The sequence below is a fragment of the Candidatus Enterococcus ikei genome (genome assembly GCF_017316105.1).
In the GTDB taxonomy this organism is placed as follows: Bacteria; Bacillota; Bacilli; order Lactobacillales; family Enterococcaceae; genus Enterococcus_L; species Enterococcus_L ikei.
The window spans coordinates 25041-41526 of the sequence record NZ_JAFLWD010000045.1; the positions used below are offsets into that span (position 1 = coordinate 25041).

General features: G+C 35.9%; 18 protein-coding genes. 7 read left to right on the forward strand and 11 right to left on the reverse strand.

Annotation, left to right across the window (positions count from 1 at the left end):
- Nucleotide 1: 1 nt before the first annotated feature.
- Nucleotides 2-991, reverse strand: coding sequence for an alpha-ketoacid dehydrogenase subunit beta (locus JZO69_RS15250; RefSeq protein ID WP_207113679.1), 990 nt, complete (start codon nt 989-991; stop codon nt 2-4).
- Nucleotides 988-1986, reverse strand: coding sequence for a thiamine pyrophosphate-dependent dehydrogenase E1 component subunit alpha (locus tag JZO69_RS15255; RefSeq protein ID WP_207113680.1), 999 nt, complete (start codon nt 1984-1986; stop codon nt 988-990). The genes JZO69_RS15250 and JZO69_RS15255 overlap by 4 nt, the downstream gene beginning before the upstream one ends.
- Before the next feature lie 193 nt (nt 1987-2179).
- On the opposite strand from JZO69_RS15255, the gene JZO69_RS15260 reads away from it, so the two are divergent.
- The 4 genes from JZO69_RS15260 (at nt 2180) to yidA (ending at nt 5662) form a co-directional block, all read left to right on the forward strand.
- Entirely contained in the window at nt 2180-2539 is a 360-nt protein-coding gene (locus tag JZO69_RS15260; protein WP_207113681.1) for a hypothetical protein, read from the forward strand.
- Nucleotides 2532-3380, forward strand: coding sequence for a lipoate--protein ligase family protein (locus JZO69_RS15265; RefSeq protein WP_207113696.1), 849 nt, complete (start codon nt 2532-2534; stop codon nt 3378-3380). The genes JZO69_RS15260 and JZO69_RS15265 overlap by 8 nt, the downstream gene beginning before the upstream one ends.
- A gap of 80 nt (nt 3381-3460) precedes the next feature.
- The gene (locus tag JZO69_RS15270; RefSeq protein WP_207113682.1) at nt 3461-4822 is read left to right on the forward strand and encodes an HD domain-containing protein; all 1362 of its coding nucleotides are present in this window, start codon (nt 3461-3463) and stop codon (nt 4820-4822) included.
- Nucleotides 4823-4855: 33 nt separating this feature from the next.
- Nucleotides 4856-5662: a sugar-phosphatase gene (yidA, locus tag JZO69_RS15275; protein WP_207113683.1), complete on the forward strand. Its 807-nt coding sequence runs from the start codon at nt 4856-4858 to the stop codon at nt 5660-5662.
- A gap of 120 nt (nt 5663-5782) precedes the next feature.
- Here yidA and JZO69_RS15280 read toward each other — a convergent pair whose 3' ends face one another.
- From JZO69_RS15280 to JZO69_RS15315, 8 genes are all read right to left on the reverse strand, one after another.
- Entirely contained in the window at nt 5783-7861 is a 2079-nt protein-coding gene (locus JZO69_RS15280; protein WP_207113684.1) for a BglG family transcription antiterminator, read from the reverse strand.
- Between the two features lie 26 nt (nt 7862-7887).
- Complete coding sequence (locus tag JZO69_RS15285) at nt 7888-8526, reverse strand: bifunctional 2-keto-4-hydroxyglutarate aldolase/2-keto-3-deoxy-6-phosphogluconate aldolase (protein WP_207113685.1); 639 nt, start codon at nt 8524-8526, stop codon at nt 7888-7890.
- A 17-nt stretch (nt 8527-8543) separates the two neighbouring features.
- Entirely contained in the window at nt 8544-9431 is an 888-nt protein-coding gene (dapA, locus tag JZO69_RS15290; RefSeq protein WP_207113686.1) for a 4-hydroxy-tetrahydrodipicolinate synthase, read from the reverse strand.
- Between the two features lie 16 nt (nt 9432-9447).
- On the reverse strand, nt 9448-10062 hold the full coding sequence (locus JZO69_RS15295) for a KpsF/GutQ family sugar-phosphate isomerase (protein WP_207113687.1): 615 nt from the start codon (nt 10060-10062) through the stop codon (nt 9448-9450).
- 68 nt (nt 10063-10130) lie between these two features.
- Nucleotides 10131-11390 (reverse strand): PTS ascorbate transporter subunit IIC, encoded by a 1260-nt coding sequence (ulaA, locus tag JZO69_RS15300; protein WP_207113688.1) that lies wholly within the window; start codon nt 11388-11390, stop codon nt 10131-10133.
- 25 nt (nt 11391-11415) lie between these two features.
- Nucleotides 11416-11694 carry a PTS sugar transporter subunit IIB gene (locus JZO69_RS15305; protein WP_207113689.1) on the reverse strand — a complete coding sequence of 93 codons (279 nt, stop codon included), beginning with the start codon at nt 11692-11694 and terminating at the stop codon, nt 11416-11418.
- Between the two features lie 12 nt (nt 11695-11706).
- A complete protein-coding gene (locus JZO69_RS15310; protein WP_207113690.1) occupies nt 11707-12153 on the reverse strand; it encodes a PTS sugar transporter subunit IIA in 447 nt (148 codons plus the stop codon).
- Nucleotides 12154-12609: 456 nt separating this feature from the next.
- Nucleotides 12610-13050, reverse strand: coding sequence for an NUDIX hydrolase (locus JZO69_RS15315; RefSeq protein WP_207113691.1), 441 nt, complete (start codon nt 13048-13050; stop codon nt 12610-12612).
- A gap of 174 nt (nt 13051-13224) precedes the next feature.
- On the opposite strand from JZO69_RS15315, the gene gloA reads away from it, so the two are divergent.
- Together gloA and JZO69_RS15325 are read left to right on the forward strand one after the other, a co-directional pair.
- Nucleotides 13225-13599, forward strand: coding sequence for a lactoylglutathione lyase (gene gloA / locus JZO69_RS15320; protein WP_207113692.1), 375 nt, complete (start codon nt 13225-13227; stop codon nt 13597-13599).
- 145 nt (nt 13600-13744) lie between these two features.
- On the forward strand, nt 13745-14464 hold the full coding sequence (locus JZO69_RS15325) for a gamma-glutamyl-gamma-aminobutyrate hydrolase family protein (protein ID WP_207113693.1): 720 nt from the start codon (nt 13745-13747) through the stop codon (nt 14462-14464).
- Nucleotides 14465-14520: 56 nt separating this feature from the next.
- On the opposite strand, the gene JZO69_RS15330 is transcribed toward JZO69_RS15325, so the two are convergent.
- Complete coding sequence (locus JZO69_RS15330) at nt 14521-15345, reverse strand: aldo/keto reductase (RefSeq protein WP_207113694.1); 825 nt, start codon at nt 15343-15345, stop codon at nt 14521-14523.
- A gap of 190 nt (nt 15346-15535) precedes the next feature.
- On the opposite strand from JZO69_RS15330, the gene JZO69_RS15335 reads away from it, so the two are divergent.
- Nucleotides 15536-16471: a tyrosine-type recombinase/integrase gene (locus tag JZO69_RS15335; protein ID WP_207113695.1), complete on the forward strand. Its 936-nt coding sequence runs from the start codon at nt 15536-15538 to the stop codon at nt 16469-16471.
- Nucleotides 16472-16486: the final 15 nt, after the last annotated feature.

The window sequence follows — 16486 nt, forward strand, 5'->3', positions numbered from 1 at the left end:
ACTATGCCTCGATCTCTACCATCAGTTTCTCTACAGCGTTCACTAGTGAATCAACTTGTGGAGTCGCACGGGCTTCCAATACTTTTTGCGCCGGCATTGGGACAAATTCTCCACCCAAACGAACAATTGGTTTCTTTAGATCCAAAGCGCTGTCAGATTCGGCTATAATTGCTGTAATTTCTGCGCTAAAACCACTGTTTTTCACTGCTTCTGTTGCAACGATTACTCGTTTGGTTTTTTTAACCGAACGCAAAATAGTTTCTTTATCAAGCGGTACTAAAGTTCTTGGATCGACTACTTCAACAGAAACTCCTTTTTCTTTCATAATTTCTGCAGCCTCTAACGCTTTATTGACCATAATTCCTGTCGCGATGATCGTTATATCATCACCTGTACGTTTAATGTCTGCAACACCGATTGGTATTGTATATGGCTCGCTTGGGACATTTCCGCTCGTTTTATATAATAATTTATGTTCATAGAACATCACAGGATTATTATCTTTTATTGCAGCATGAAGCAACCCTTTGGCATCATACGCATTGGTCGGCTGAATTACCTTTAGACCGGGAATATGAGCCATCCAGTTTTCTAAACTTTGGGAATGTTGAGCAGCAGCACCTGTTCCTGAACCAGCTGCTGTTCGCATTACTAATGGAACTTTGGCTTTTCCATTATACATATAATGGATTTTAGCCGCTTGATTGACGAGTTGATCCATTGCTACAGTAATAAAATCAGAAAATTGTAATTCCATTACTGGACGCATCCCTGTCATAGCAGCGCCGACTGCCGCACCAGCGATTGCACTTTCAGATATTGGTGTATCCCGAACTCTTTGCTTGCCATATTTTTCCTGAAGACCTTGAGTGGCACCAAAGCCTCCGCCATAAACCCCAATGTCTTCCCCTATAAGAAAAACATGCTCATCTTCTGCTAATGCTTCGTCTAAGGCTTCATTGATTGCTTGCAAATAACTAATTGTTCTCATTGTTCATCCTCCGCATAGACATGTGTCCAAAGATCCTCAATAGTCGGCTCACTGTCAAGTTTTACTGAAGCAACTAAGTCAGCTATTTCTTTTCGAATCGTCTGTTCTAATTTTCGGATGGCCACTTCATTAAGAAGCCCTTTTTGGATCACTTCTTTTTCTAAACGTAAAATAGGATCATTATTTACTTGCCATTGACGACATTCGTCTTCTGAACGGTACATCAGCTTATCTGATTTAGAGTGCCCTTTATGGCGATAAGTCAGTGCTTCTATCAATGTCGGTCCATTGCCATTCCTAGCTTTTTCAACTGCTTTTGCAACAGCATCTGTTACAGCATCCAAATGATTGCCATCAATTGTTACGCCATCAATACCATAGCTCTTCCCTCGTTCAGAAAGTTTATCGATATTGACCATGTGTTCAATTGAGCTGCTCATCCCATATTGGTTATTTTCAATGAAATAAACAACAGGTAACTGCCAGATAGAAGCTAAATTCAGTGCTTCGTGAAAACTGCCTTCATTGGTCGCGCCATCCCCTGCATAACATAGCACCACTTGATCTGTCCCTTGCATCTGAGCACTTAATGCAGCTCCAGCAGCAATAGGAAAACCAGCTCCAACAATACCATTTGAACCTAAATTTCCAACATCTAAATCTGCAATATGCATACTACCGCCTTTACCGCCGTTAGTACCTGTTTTTTTTCCAAGCATCTCAGCTAACATGTTTCTGATGCTTGTTCCTTTAGCGATAGAATGTCCGTGATTTCTATGTGTAGAGACAATCCAATCACTTTGTTTTAAAACAGCAGTGCCACCAACAGCTGTGGCTTCTTGCCCAATACAAAGATGCATCGTGCCATATAATTCTCCTGCTTCAAAAAGTGCTTGAATCGTTTCTTCAAAAATGCGAATTTCCCACATTTTTTTCAATGCCTCTGTCTCATCTATCCATTTGTTTGGTTGATCTTGGACCACCGTTTGGTTCATCTTTTCACCCCTTTTACATTTGTTCCCTAACAAATCATATGTAAACATTTTATAGCTTTCTTTAACTGATAGCAAGATTTTCTAGGTATTTTTTGAATTTCCTTAAAAAATCGTCATTTTCCTCATCATTTCTGCTCAGATAAGCTGATTTTTCTTTTAAATCGTTTATAATAGAGCATGGAGGTGGAAACAAATGTTATTTCACGATGAAGAAGCGATGTTATTTTGCATGCATTGCCAAAAAGAAACACTTCATGACATTCAATATATGAACGAGATCATTTCCAGTATTGAATGTGAAGAGTGCCATAATCAAATGAGTATTGATATCGATGCAATGAATCATTTCTATCATTATTTATATGAACGCTTAGTTTCTAAACCTGGGCGTTTGACTGAAGAAGCCAGACAAGATTTTAGTAAATTTTTAGCCACCATGCCGATGAGGATTATTAGTAAACCAATGCGTTTTACGAATGAATATAATCAAATGAATAAAGAAGTAAAAGACTACGTGTCACGCGTAAAACAGGATGAAGAAGATGATGACTAATTTAAACCAGCTCTTTACAACCGATACGATTTATTTATATGATCAGTTTTGCTTGACTGAAAAAGACTACTATCTTCCTTTTGCACTAACTGATACGTTAACAACGTTTTCCGGGATCAACCAACAGCCGATCATTCATTTTTGGCAGCTTGATCAAGCGATGATTTTAGGAATGAAAGATACTCGAGTTCCTGATTTGAAAAATGGGTTAGCTTCTTTGAAGCAAGATGGGTATAATATTGTGATCCGTAATGCTGGCGGCTTGGGCGTGATTGCTGATGAGGGTATTCTAAATGTTTCGTTGATTCTTCCAAATCAGGAACATAAAAAACTTAGCATTGATGAAGCCTACACCTTTATGTGGCAATGGATCAAACATGCATTTGAGGATTCTAGTCACCTAATTGAAGCCTTTGAGATTACAGAATCCTATTGCCCTGGAACTTTTGATTTGAGCATTGCAGGTAAAAAATTTGCAGGGATTGCGCAACGTCGAGTGAAAGACGGCACAGCTGTGATGATTTATTTAAGTGTCAATGGCGATCAGCAAAAGCGTGGTGAAAGTGTTTGCCGTTTTTATCAAGCTAGTTTGCATGAAGATTTCGGGAAAAATGGCTATCCGCCTGTTGTTCCTTCCGTAATGGCAAACTTAGAAGATTTGCTGCAACAACCTTTAACAATAAATAAAGTGAAAAAACGTTTAATCGACGTATTATTAACTAACGGGACATTGACTATTGATGAACATACCTTGTCCCAATTATTGACGTCAGAATGGTTTACAACTGAAACGAACAAACAGATGGACAAAATGATTCAGCGAAATGAACTATTGAGATAGATTTATCTACGTATGTTACTACTTCGTTCATCTTTTCTAGAAAAGGATTAATCTACAGTTTAAATAAAAGGAGTGAAATAATGCCGACGCCTTACAAGAACCAAATTTTACCGATTGAAAAAGTCTTTCGAGACCCCGTTCATAATTATATTCACGTACAACATCAAGTGATTTTAGACTTGATCAATTCAGCAGAAGTGCAACGGTTGCGTAGAATCAAGCAATTAGGCACCTCTTCATTTACCTTTCATGGTGCAGAACATAGCCGTTTTGCCCACTCTGTAGGCGTTTACGAAATAACTCGCCGTATTTGCGACATCTTCCAACGCAATTATTCAGCTGAACGTTTAGGTGAAGAAGGTTGGGATGATAACGAACGCTTAGTAACACTTTGTGCAGCCTTACTTCATGATGTTGGTCACGGACCTTATTCTCATACATTTGAACATATTTTTAACACAGATCATGAAGCAATTACAGTAGAAATCATCACTTCTCCTGAAACAGAGGTTTTCCAAATATTGAATCGTGTTTCAGCAGATTTTCCTGATAAAGTAGCAAGTGTAATTACCAAGCAATATCCGAATCCTCAAGTTGTTCAAATGATTTCCAGTCAAATAGATGCTGACCGCATGGATTATTTATTGCGCGATGCTTATTTTACAGGAACAGAATATGGAACATTTGATTTAACTAGAATTTTAAGAGTTATTCGACCTTATAAAGATGGGTTAGCGTTTGCGATGAATGGGATGCATGCAGTAGAAGACTATATTGTTAGTCGTTATCAAATGTATGTTCAAGTTTACTTTCACCCAGTTTCTCGTGGTATGGAAGTTATTTTAGATCATCTTCTTCATAGAGCCAAAGAATTGTACGAACAACAACCAGAAGATTATCAATTACATTCCCAATTGTTGGTGCCGTTTTTCAAAGGAAATTTTTCGCTACAAGAATACTTACGCTTGGATGATGGTGTTTTAAATACGTATTTCACCCAATGGACTTCGTTGCCTGATCCCATTCTAAATGATTTAGCTAACCGCTTTTTAATACGAAAACCACTTAAATCTGCAACATTTTCTGGTAATCGCGATTCAGTGACTATCCGTCATTTAAAATCTCTGATTGAAAAAGTCGGCTATAATCCAAAATATTACACAGCAATCAATTCAAGCTATGATCTACCCTATGATTTTTATCGTCCAGAAAAAAATAGCCACCGAACACAAATTGAAATCATGCAAAAAGATGGAACCTTGATCGAATTATCTAAAATCAGCCATCTTGTTGCGGCTCTTGCTGGGCAAACACAAATTGATGAACGTTTTTATTTTCCAAAAGAAATGGTTGACCCGAAAAGACAGCAACATTATGATTTATTTGATGACACCTACCGCGAATTTGCTTCCTACATTCACAATGGTGCATTAGTTGAATGAATACCCTAAAGAATATATTTACAGGAGGAACCTATGACAGTTAAATTAGTTGCAATAGATATTGACGGAACATTACTTGATTCAAACAGAAAGATCAGTCCAAAAGTAAAAGAAACACTTCAAAAAGCTAACGAAAGCGGTATTTCTATCGTTTTGTGTACTGGTCGTCCGTTGCCTGGTGTAAAAGAGCAGCTGGCAGAATTAGATTTGTATGGTGATAATGATTATGTAATCACATATAACGGATCTTTGGTGCAAGCAACAAAATCCAATGAAATTATTTCTCAGTATTCATTAAGTTATGATGACTTTTTAGAAATCGAATTAATGTCACGAAAAGTTGGCGCTCATCTGCACACCATCGATGACCAAGCGATTTATACGGCTAATCGAGATATCGGCAAATACTCAGTGCATGAAGCCTACTTAGTTGATATGCCTTTAAAATATCGAGCCGTTGACGAGATGACACCTGATATGTCGTTTATCAAAATGATGATGATCGATGAGCCTGAAATTTTGGATAAAGCGATCAGTCAACTCCCAGAAGATTTCGTTAATAAATATACAACTGTTAAAAGTACTGAATTTTATTATGAAATTTTAAACAAAGAAGCTAGCAAAGGAAATGCCTTAGCAAAACTTGCTGAACACTTAGGTATCTCTCAATCAGAAACAATGGCGATTGGAGATAACGAAAACGATCTATCAATGATCGAATATGCTGGTATTGGTGTGGCTATGGGAAATGCTACTGAAAATGTGAAACAAGCAGCAGATGTTCAAACAACTAGTAATGATGAAGACGGCGTTGCTGAAGTTCTATTAAAATATATGTAATTGTTCATTATCAAAAGGTTGGGGCGGAGTTGCTTCTGCTCCTACCGTTTATTCAGATTTTAAGCGAGTGTAACGTGACTCAGAGAGCTATGTTACACTCGCTTTTTCTCATTGATGCCTCTAACATTTCACCGTAAGAATTTCTTCTTGATTCAAATAGTGATAAATTTCTTGTGGATCATTACTTGTATCCAATAAACTGTAAAATTGTGGGTCTTCTAATAATTTTACCAACTCTACCATCGCATTCAAATGACGATTATTTTCGGTAGCAGCGAGACAAAAAATATATTTCACTGGATCATTTTCCTTGTTTCCGAATACAATTGGCTGCTTTAACACACTGATACTCATTCCTAATTTTCTTACCCCATCTATTGGTCTTGCATGAGGTAAAGCAACATATTTAGAAATCACCATGTAGGCTCCTTCTTTTTTAGCCGTATCGATCATTGTTTCAATGTAATTTCTAGTAATTCTGCCATCTTTTAATAAAGATGCCGCACAAAGACGAATGGCCTCTTCCCAATCCTTGGCTCTCAGATTAAGTTGAATTAATTCTGGCGCCGTAATTTCTGATAGGCTTGGCCCATCCTCTTCATTTTTAGCAGGTGCTTCTTGATTGATGAGGTATTCATATAACTCTTTTTCTAACCCTGATCCTTCAGTAATTGAAGCATGTCGTTGAATAATGTCCATAATCTTAGCCACACTTGGTAATTTGAAGTTTAAATTTCCAATTTGGGTATAAACATCACTGATCAAACGATATTTTTCTCTTGTATTCATGATTGGGCTAACAATATACACTGGCTTTTTTGTGTAAAACAAGCGGATATTAGGGACTGTTGAAAAAATCAAATCGTAAGAATCTGATAACTGCTCAATCTCATTGGTTTCAACTGGCCCCAAAAACGACAACTCTGGAAAAAGAGTTTTTAGTTCTGTATAAACGATCGAGGAACTACCTATTCCGTTCGGACAAACAATTAAGGCCACCTTTTGTGTTGTCGTGTATTCATCAAAATTAGAGCATAATGAAGCAAAATGCATAGTCAAAAATGCTACTTCATCTTCTGGAATTGGATGTTCAAATAAAGAAGCAAAAGGTTTTAACGTTTCTCCAACAATATTGAATAACTCACTGTATTCATCCTTTATCTTACTATGCAAAGGATTTACAATAGGCAGCTTAAAATATAAGCGATAATAAGCTGGCCTCAGATGAGAATAAAGTTGGCGAATCACCAATTCCTGGTTATTAAAGCGAATGCCTGATATCGCTTCAAAGCGTAAAATAATTCGTTTAACTAAATCCATGATTGTTTCATAATCTTTTGTGGAATCATTTGGACTACCGATAGACAAGCCCAATATCCATGCACAGAGGTAGCCACACGCAGACTCATCTTCAATCCCAAGATGATCTAGAATACTTTTAGAAAATTGATATTCTTTCATTGCGATCAAAGCCGGCAGTTGATACCTGTCATAACAATTTGCTGGCAAAGTAAATAATCTCTTTTTTAAAAAGATAAAAGTATACAGAAATTCAGTCAAACGATTTTCCACAAATGAAATACCATATTTTGCTGTATAATGTTCAATCAATTCTTTCGTCGATTCGATGGTATCCAGTTGATTCTTTTCGATAAATTGATCATAGATAAATACTGCATTACTTTCCGTTAAATCCCAGATAATCATTTTCATCAGATGATATCTGATCTGTTCTTCGCTACCCAATAACGTATAACCATTTTTTCTAGTGTAAATGAGCTGGATATTTTCTTTTTCCAATTCTAGAGTTAAATTTTTTAGGTCATTGATAATTGTTGTTTTTCCAACACCAAGTTCTTCAACAAAATGATTGATAGAAAGATAGTCATCTAAGTAATAAAATAACAGTAAATACAAATATTTTGATCGTTCCACCGAGTTCATTAGATACTCTTTTGCATAGGTCTTATCTGAAAGTAAAGAAACAAACTGTTCTTGGAGTTGGTTCGTTAAAATAATCCGATTATTCTCAATCATTAATTTCTGTTCACTGTCAGGTACAACGTATTCATTGATTTTTTCCAAAGAATATTCCAGTTGCCTTTTGGTTAAACCTGTTTGAGCGGTTAGTTCATTTATTTCGTGTATTGAACGCTCAATCAGGTATTTCATTAATTTTCTAGAACGCTCATCAGTCATTCAATCCCCTCCTCCAAAAACTATTCTTAGTTAGCTTGTGTTCTGTGATTAATCACTGCCTGTTTTAACTGCTTTGCATTGGCTGCAATTTCTTCTTTTGTTCCTTTTGTCAAAAGACTGCCAATTCCAACGCAATCTACCCCGCTTTTCAACCATTCGTCGATATTTTCTAAATTCGCTCCTCCAGAGGACATAATTGGTAGATAAGGTGTGGGCGTTTTTAAAGTCGTAATAAGAGTAGGTCCATAAAAACTTGAAATTGGAAAAGCTTTAACCATTGCTGCTCCAGCTTCGATTGCTGTAATCATTTCAGTTACGCTGGTACAACCTGGCATATATGGGATTTGATATCGATTACATAATTTACAAACCGATGGATCGAAATTTGGAGCAATGATAAACTTTGCCCCAGCTAAAATAGCTAATCTCGCTGTCTCACTATCTAACACAGTTCCTGCGCCAATTAATACTTGCTCTCCATACTGTTGAGTCAACTGTCGAATGATCTCTCCAGCATTTGGTAAGGTATAACTAATTTCCAGACAATCTACTCCGCCAGCTAAACAGCCATCTACGATTTCAATTGCTCGCTCCATTGTGTCCACTCTGACAATCGCCATGATTGCAGTTTCTTCCATACGATTTAGTATAGTTGTTCGAAACATTATTTTCCTCCTTAGGACTATTGATTAATTTCTGCGTAAAAATCCATCGTTTTTGCAACTTGCAAGAGTTCTTCTTTGCTAAGTGGCTGTACTGGCAGCCTTGGATTTCCAACATCTATTCCTTGATACGCGATTGCTGCTTTTAATACTGATGGAATCGTTCCTAATTTTAAGATTTGACGAAATGCTTCTATACTTTCCTGCATAACTTGAGCTTTTTTTAGGTTGCCTTCTAACCAGTACTTATAGATTGCTACGTCGATTGCAGTTAAAACATTTGATGTAGCAGCAATCGCTCCAGTAGCGCCAGCCTGTAAAGCTTGTAATATCAACGAATCGGATCCTGATAAAACTGAGAAATCTTTGCCTTTTGATACATCAATATATTCTTTTATATTTTCAATTTTGCCGCTGCTGTCTTTGATACCGATAATATTCTGATGGGCAGCTAATTTTTTTACTGTATTACAAGTGATATTTATTCCGGTATTTTTAGGTATATTATATAGCATAATTGGTGCTGTATTCGCTTCAGCAATGTTTAAATAATGGCTGATCAACTCGCTTTCGGTTGGCGAGACAAAATAGGGCGTGATAACAGATAATGCATCTGCCCCTAAATCTGTCATTTGTTTTGATAAAGAAATAACTTGATTGGTGCTATTACCACCCGTTCCTACATAAATAGGGACACGGCCATTCGTCTCAGCAATAACTATTTCAGCAAAAGTTAGTTTCTCTGAATCACTTAATGCATGAAATTCACCGTTTGTTCCAAGAATAAACAAGCCATCGACTTTTTTTTCGATCAAATGATTTACTAACTTTTTTGTGGCAATAGAATTAATTCTATTTGCTTTATCTAATGGTGTGACCATTGCCGTAATGATTCCTTCTGGCTTCATTTTGATTCTCCTTCCTTTACTCATTTACTGAAATACTTTGCCCCAGCGTTCCACCAGGATGCCATTTTACGTATTCTTTGTTGGTGATTGCTTTTTCTTCTTGTAGGAGAACACTTAATGATTGGAGAATCAAAACTTCCACTAAAATTGAGGCACGGGGTGGTTTGTTCAGAGTATCTCCCTCTTTTTCTACACCAGCAAAAAGAAAACAGTCACTATTTTTTGCCAACCAAGAGTTCTTTTTACCTGTAATCGAAATGATTTTAGCACCGTTTTTTTTCAATGTTCGGACTGTTTTTATCAGCTCTTCTGTTTCACCGCTATTTGAGATGGATAAAACAATATCTTCAGCACGGACCTGACCTGCAGATCCATGAATTGCTTCTGTCCCATCTAAAAAATAGGCAGGTGTTCCTGTTGAGGATAAAAGAGAAGCGATATACTCTGCAACATGTCCTGGTTTGCCAATGCCAGTCACATGAACCCGACCCCCATTTTTTTCTGAAGCCAAAATCAACTCCTTAGCAGCAATTAATCTTTCTATTGATATTTCTTGAATGAATTTATTCAATTCTTCAGATGTGTTTTCAAAAAAATTCACTATCCCTTGATCTGTTGACTGTTTCATCATTTTTTCTCCAATCTACCGATTATATTAATTTATTCAGCAAGTATTTAGCTATTGATCAATTTTTTATATTAAGAAAAAAGACTTAATATTTTTTCAATGAATATACCGATAACGTTGTAATCAATATTTGGGAAGGTTGAACCCTCTAATCCCATACTTCCATAAACCGGATAAAGCACTGTCGGTAAAAAGGCTAACAATAAACCCACGATGAAAGAGCCAGCAACAGCACCTCGCCAACCTCCTGTTGAATTGCCAAAAACACCTGCAGTTCCACCAGAGAAAAAACAAATATGAGCAGCTGGAATAATCACGATTGGGAATTTAAAAATCACCATGATCGCAACTCCAACCAAACCTGCAGCGTAAGCAGATAAAAAACCGACAATTACTGCTGTTGGTGCATAAGGAAAAACGGTGGGAACATCTAATGCCGGACGAGAATTTGGAATAAATTTTTCTGAAATAGAAACAAATGCCGCTGTAATTTCTGCCAAGAACATCCGCACACCTGTCATTAAAATAGACATCCCTGCTGTAAAGGTAAAAGCCTGAATCATTGGAAAGACTAACCAATGTGTGGTTCCAGCTAATTCTTGAGTAACATCACGACCTGCTTTTAAAGCGGATACATAGAATAGCACCAACATGATTACTGCAACACCCATCAAAAAATCTCTGAAAAAAGATAACCATTTTGGGAAATTGATATGTTCAGTACTTTTTTCTTCATGTTTGCTAAAAAGTTTACCGATATATCCTGATAATGAATAGCCGATCATGTTAAAGTGTCCGATTGCAACATCATCACTTCCGATAATCTTACGCATAAACGGCTGACACAATTGAGGAAGTGCTGCTGAACAAAAACCTAAAATCGTTCCTCCTAAAATAATTGCCGCAATATCTGATAACCCATGAGACTTGATAATCAATGACAGAACACAAGCGAAAAATAAACTATGACCTGTTGTAAAGAAGATATTTTTCATTGGTGTAATTCGAGCAAAAACCAGATTCATTAAAAAACCTAGAATCAATGTACATGATGTGACCAATGCATATTGCTCTTGAGCCATCGCGGTTGCAGCTTCAGGTGAAGCAACAACCCCAACAATATTAAAACCTGTTTGAAATAATTTATTGAAATTTTGTAACGCACCAGTCATCAATGCTCCCCCAGCGCTAAAAACCATAAATCCAATAATTGTTTTAAATGTTCCAGTTAAAATTTCGGTTCCTGTTTTCTTTTGGGCAACTAACCCAACAAATGCAACGATTCCTAGTAAGATTGCAGGTGTACTTAAAAAGCTAATAATAAAATCCACTTTTTTTCATCTCCTTTTATTTGAATCAGTTATTCAAAAATCCACTTAGTTTACTTTCGATTTCGACCTTGTCTACAATATTATTGATGCCAATAATCGTTTGCTTTAATCCCTGAGTTTCTAATTCTTGTGCAACATCTGCTAGTGTGATCAATAAATCACCATCAAAACTTGGTACTGCATCTAAAGAAGAATGTTCAATTTGGATGGGAAATCCATTTTCTTTAATTACTTGTTCCGTTTTTATTTTTAGCATCAAACTTGACCCTACTCCTGCTCTACAAGCAACAAGTGCTTTATGCATATTGTTCATCTCCTATTCATTTTCAATAATGTAGTTTAAAATATCGGCTGGATGTTTCGCTGTATCTAATAGTTGGTAGAATTTCTGATCCGTTAATAAATTTACCAATTCAGCCATTGACTCCAGATGCGTTTCGCTGTCTTTAGCGCTCATACAAAAAAGATATTTTACTGGATCGTTGGATTTGTTTCCTGAAATGATGGGTGTTTTCAATGTTGTTATGCCCATCGCAAGATCCAATGCACCATATTGAGTTGGTGCATGCGGCAGTGCAACATGTTTTGTGATCACAATATAAGGTCCAGATGTTCGAGTTGTTTCAATAATCTTCTCAATATATTCTGCTGTGATCTTGCCTCCATTAAGCAAAGGCTCAGCTGATCGACGAATAGCCTCCTCCCAATCTGATACTTCAAGTTCCAATTGAATAAATTCTTCTTTTATCATCTCACTTAACAATATGCAACACCCCTTTTGAATTTCACCAAGCGTACGACTTATTGGTTCCATTTCAATATAATCTGTTTACTAAGCGCTTTCAATCTCTTTTGAAGACATATTTTGTATGTCCCTAATACAAAAAGTGGTCTATAAAAACCAAGTATGTGTGATAAAAATATCTAACTGATTAAATCAATAATACTAAGGTCCAGTATCTCAATCATCTTTTTCACTATGATCTTTTTTTCACCTCAAAAAACGTATTATTTAAATACAAAATCTAAACTGACTTTTCTTAATTTAGAAACGTAAATGTATTTTCTCATGTTTATTTCAACTTTTTTTCATAAAAAAAGCGTGAAGCAAAAGTAAAAAACACTTTTGCTTCACGCTTTGATGTAGAATAATCAATGGTAAAAATGCAACTTCTCTGTAAATTATTTGAAACTCTAGTAGCTAAACACTTTTATTATATTAAATCGCTTTCCATTTTTTTACTGCCCACTTATGGCTCCCTCTTTTTAGTAAATCAATTCCCTGTTCAACAGAGACCCAGCAAATTGTATTTGTTTTCTCTAAAGGTTCACATACTTTTTTCCAACTATCAGCAACATAAAAATAACCTGGATTATAATAATCTGTACTTCGGTGTCTTGAATGAAAATATTCATCTGCTTGTCCAAGATATTCCCCAATAACCACTTCAAAACCAAGCTCTTCGATCATTTCCCGTTCAATCGCAGTTTCTTTAGTCTCCCCCAACTCAATTTCTCCGCCAGGTAAAAAATACGCTCCATTCGGTGCTTGGACTAATACAATTTCAGTACCGTTATTTCTTGAAACGATAATATACGCCCCTAGCCTTTTTTTATATACCAATGTTTCTGATTTTTCACCAAATGACGGTATTTCCATAAGAACAACTCCCTCTTCGTTTAGCCTAATTTTACATGAGAATTTTCTCATGAACAAGTAATATCTTATCATTTCGCTCACAAGTTCAGTAAAGTCTATGCTACTATAAAAATGTCAGCAGATTAATTGATTTAGTCTGTGACAATATCCATTTATGAAAGGAAGATGACTCATATGAAAATGGCTCACACTTGTGTTCGTGTCAAAGATTTAGAAGCGTCGCTGGAATTTTATCAAAAGGCATTCAATTTTGAAGAAAGCCGCCGTCGTGATTTTCCAGAACATAAATTCACTTTAGTTTACCTAACCTTACCTGGTGATGGTTATGAACTAGAGCTTACGTATAATTATGATCATGAAGCGTACGATCTTGGAGATGGCTACGGCCATATTGCTATCAGCACAGACGAAATCGAAAAATTGCATGAAGAACAAAAAAATGCAGGATTCACAGTGACTGATATGAAAGGTTTACCTGGAACTCCACCATCATATTATTTTATTACTGATCCAGATGGTTATAAAATCGAAGTAATTCGTACTCGTTAAAAAAATCAAAAAACGTTCATTCATTTTTTAGGTCGATCCTAATCAATGAATGACGTTTTTTTTAATATTTAAAGTTCATTTATCCCCTTTTTATTAAAAAAAATGATACACTGTTACTCTACACAAAAATTTAGGACGTGATCAAATGAAACCTATTATCGGCATAGCCGGAAATCAAATTATTCAATCCGTTGAAATATTCAATGGTAACTATGTGAGTTATACACCTCAAGGATTTGTGACAGCGATTCAAAAAGCTGGCGGATTACCGATTGTTTTACCAATTGGTTCACAAGAAACAGCAGAGACTTATATTTCAAAAATCGATAAATTATTATTAGCTGGCGGACAAGATATTTCTCCAGATTTTTTTGGCGAAGAACCACATCCAAAACTTGAAGAAACGAATCGAAATAGAGATATTTTTGAGATAGCATTGATCAAAGAAGCCATCAAACAACAAAAGCCAATTTTTGCAGTTTGTCGCGGCATGCAATTGATTAATGTCGTTTTAGGTGGGACTTTATATCAGGATCTTTCTTTATACCCCGATTGGAAAGTCAAGCATGGACAACAACCTACCCAACCACAATTCGCTACCCACAATATTCAAGTAGAGAAGGACAGCTCTCTTTACAATTTGCTGGGAGAACAATTTAAGGTTAATTCTTATCATCATCAAGCGATCAACAAGTTAGCCGCACCTTTGAAAATCAGTGCAAAATCTTCTGATGGTATTGTAGAAGCTATTGAATCCGTTGATTCAAGCCAGCGTGTATTAGGTGTTCAATGGCATCCTGAGCTTCGTTTTGATGTTGAAACAAAAGAATTTAAACTCTTTGACTATTTTGTGAATCAACTATAAAAAAAGCTAGAAGATTGGGGTATTGTCCCCGTTCTTCTAGCTTTTTTAATGCTTATTTAAAAATCAAAGTTATCTGGATCTGGACCTAAACGCTCATTTGTATTTAGTTGATCGATTCGTTGCATGTCATCTTTGGTCAATGAAAAATCGTAAACATCAAAATTTTGCTTGATACGATCTTGGTGAACTGACTTTGGAATAACGATGATATCACTTTGTAAATGCCAACGAATAATCACCTGAGCCGCTGTTTTATCATATTTTTTACCGATTTCTACTAAGGTAGGATCTTCTAAAATTTTCCCTTGTCCTAGCGGAGACCACGCCTCAGCAGCAATATTATGATCAGCTAAAAATTTACGTAATGGTTCTTGCGTCAATGTTGGATGGATCTCTATTTGATCGACCATTGGCACAACAGTTGCGTCCTTCAATAAGTCTTCAATATGATGCTCATGGAAATTAGAAACACCGATTGCTTTGGCACGTCCACTTTGATAAATTTCTTCCATCGCACGCCAAGAATCCTTGTATTTTCCTTCTACTGGCCAATGAATCAAATATAAATCAATATAGTCTAGCTCAAGTTTTTTTAAACTTTCATCAAAAGCTTTTAGTGTTGACTCATAGCCTTGATCTGCATTCCATAATTTAGTTGTTACGAAAATCTCGTTCCTAGGAACACCAGATGTTCGAATTCCTTCACCAACACTAACTTCATTTTTATAAGCAGCAGCTGTATCAATTAAACGATAGCCTGCTTCTAACGCCCATTTTACAGAATCAACTGCTTCTGCTCCATCTTTTACTTGCCATACCCCTAAACCTAGACGAGGGATAATCGAACCATTTGCTAATTCTTTTGTTTTTTCTAAAGACATGTTTTGTTCATTCCTTTCTTTAAAAAGTGAATACATATTTAGTATACTCCTTAAACGATCAGATGAAAAACAACTGGATTATGTCTAACCTAGCTTTTCTTCATTTTTTCTTTTCAAGGCTAGATATCTCAGACTGGGTAGCTTATGATAAAGAATGATCCTACTTGATACATAGAAAGGCTGACTCATAATGACATTTGATTTTAAAACCCATATCGACAACTATCTTGAAGAACGAAAGACATTCAGTAATATTTCAAAAAAAACTTTAAAAGCTTATTATTCAGATCTAATCAACTTAAATCAATTCTGTTCGAAAAATAATTACCCTTATCCAGTTGGCATTACTAAATATATCAGCGAGTTTCAAAAAACGTTGAAAGCAACCACTTTAAAACGTAAAATCGTGGTCTTTAAAATGTTTTATAGATATCTAACAAATGAAAACTTAATGGATATCTCAACAATACAAAAACCTAACTTTAACTATTATTACATCACTCCAAGAAAATTGCCGAAAATAGTAACTCCGGATGAGATAAATACAATGTTAAAGCAAATGTATTTACTTCAGGAATCAGGATTGACCCCCTCAAAGTACAGAAACCTTCTCAGAGACATTGCATTAATTGAACTTTTGATTGCTACAGGGATCAGAATCGGCGAAGCACATGCTTTAAATATTGTTGATTATCAACCTAATAGCCGTTTACTTTTAATAAAAGGTAAAAATCACAAAGAACGCCTTATTTATATTTCACCTTTTGAAACAAACAATGCTTTAACTGAGTATCTTTGTGCAAGAGAAGACTACCAACCCAAATCTAATGCTATATTTCTAAACAAATATGGTAAACGCCTTTCCATTTATGGCATTGAAAACATTTATTCAAAATATCGAGACTTAGCAAATATCGCCCCTGCTTCTACACCTCATCATTTACGACATACATTTGCTACTGAACTTCTATCAAATGGTGCTGATATTCGAGAAGTTCAGGAGTTGCTTGGTCATTCAAGCATTGTAACCACACAGATTTATACAGCAGTAAGTACAAATCAGAAAATTAAAGTGTTGGATACTTATAATTTAAGGAATAAATTGCATCCAAAAACCTCCGAATAACTATAAATTATTTGG